Annotated in this window: 2 protein-coding genes; both read left to right on the top strand. The window is 69.0% G+C overall.

The features are described 5' to 3' along the window. Nucleotides 1-186 (top strand): type I 3-dehydroquinate dehydratase (locus ACFQEU_RS16165; RefSeq protein WP_379783827.1); only part of this gene is annotated, 186 nt, incomplete at its 5' end. 132 nt (nt 187-318) lie between these two features. Further along, nucleotides 319-1,239, top strand: a 921-nt coding sequence (locus ACFQEU_RS16160) for a rhomboid family intramembrane serine protease (protein ID WP_379783825.1), incomplete at its 3' end; no start/stop codon positions are given.

Raw genomic sequence — 1,239 nt, 5'->3', positions numbered from 1 at the left:
CACCGCGTCGCGACGATGTGTATGGGCGAACCGGGGCGACACACCCGCGCCGTCACGCCCGTGTACGGCTCGCGGATCGGCTACGCCCCCGTCGACGCCGCGGACGCGACCGCGCCCGGACAGTTCCCCCTCGCGACGCTCCGGACGCTCGTCGACGGGCTCCGCGACGGTAGCGGTCCCGAGTGAGTGTGTACGTCCCTGACAGGGACCGCGGTGGACGTGTTTAACTGTAGACACCGACGGCGACGGCGACGCCGCGGGAGTCGACCGCGATCCGAGAGCCAAACCGCTTTAGGACCGCCGCCGTAACTCGGGGTAATGGCGACGTGCGACGAGTGTGGGGAGTACGAGAACCTCCCGTACCAGTGCCGACGCTGTGGGAAGACTTTCTGCGGGGAGCACCGCCTCCCGGAGAACCACGACTGCCCCGGCCTCTCCGAGTGGAACGATCCGGAGGCGGTCTTCGACAGCGGCTTCGACGACATCGTCGAGGGCGGAAACCGTGCCGCCGACGGGGGTGTCGCGGACCGCGTGAGACGCCGCGTGAACCGCGCAACGAGCACCGGTGGCATTGCGGGCTACTTCCGCGGAAACGCGACGTACGTCCTCCTCGCGGCGATGTGGCTCACGATGATCGGCCAGTGGGTCGCTATCGCCCTCGGCGGCGGCGCGCTCCACAACCGGCTGTTCATGCTCGAGTCGACCGCGCTGTGGCAGGTGTGGACGTGGGTGACTGCGGTGTTCGCCCACGATCCCGGCGGGCTGTTCCACATCATCGCGAACAGCATCGTGCTGTTCTTCTTCGGCCCGCTCGTGGAGCGTGCGGTCGGATCGAAGAAGTTCGTCGGCTTCTTCCTCGTCGCCGGGATGGTGGCGGGGCTCGGGCACGCGCTCGTGGGGCTGCTCACGAACGCGCCCGTCGCGGTGCTCGGGGCCAGCGGCGCGACGTTCGCGATCCTCGGCGTGCTCACCGTCTGGCGGCCGAACCTCCAGATCCTGTTGTTCTTCATCATCCCGATGAAGCTCAAGTATCTCACGTGGGGGACTGCCGTCGTCTCACTCGCGTTCGTCCTCGATCCGAGCTTGGCGGTCGCGGCGGGACTCGACAGGATCGCCCACCTCGCACACCTGCTCGGGTTCGTTGTTGGCCTCGTGTTCGGGCGGCAAAACGAGGGGCTCGCCCGCTCTGCGCGTGGACGGGGCGGCGTGCGCGCCGGGGGCGGGATCCGCGGTCCCGGC

This window comes from Halorubrum tibetense, assembly GCF_042661865.1.
GTDB lineage: Archaea > Halobacteriota > Halobacteria > Halobacteriales > Haloferacaceae > Halorubrum > Halorubrum tibetense.
The sequence above is the reverse complement of the archived record's forward strand: the minus strand, read 5'-3'. Positions and strand labels throughout refer to the sequence as shown.